The organism is Cupriavidus sp. SIMBA_020 (assembly GCF_046535395.1).
GTDB classification, from domain to species: domain Bacteria; phylum Pseudomonadota; class Gammaproteobacteria; order Burkholderiales; family Burkholderiaceae; genus Cupriavidus; species Cupriavidus campinensis.
The window spans coordinates 1-261 of sequence record NZ_JAWRWU010000905.1 but is presented as its reverse complement, the minus strand read 5'-3'; the positions used below and the strand labels follow the sequence as shown (position 1 = coordinate 261).

Here is a 261-nt window from a genome sequence, read left to right as displayed (position 1 = left end):
AGTGGTCGGAGGGCGACGCCAAGCTGCTGCCGCTGCTGCCTGCGCCGGAGCGCACCATCCTGGCCGTCAGCAAGATCGACGCGCTCAAGAACCGCGATGAACTGTTCGCCTTCGTCTCGAAGATCATGGCGTTGCATCCGTTCGGCGCCGTGGTGCCGGTCAGCGCCACCAAGAACCAGCAGCTCGACCAGCTGCTGCAGGAAATCGCCGCGCGCCTGCCGGAAGGCGAGCCGATGTTCGAGGAAGACACCCTGACCGACC

General features: G+C 65.9%; 1 pseudogene. It reads left to right on the top strand.

Annotation, left to right across the window (positions count from 1 at the left end):
- Nucleotides 1–261, top strand: a pseudogene (locus tag SB751_RS32050) (GTPase Era); the annotation flags it as partial.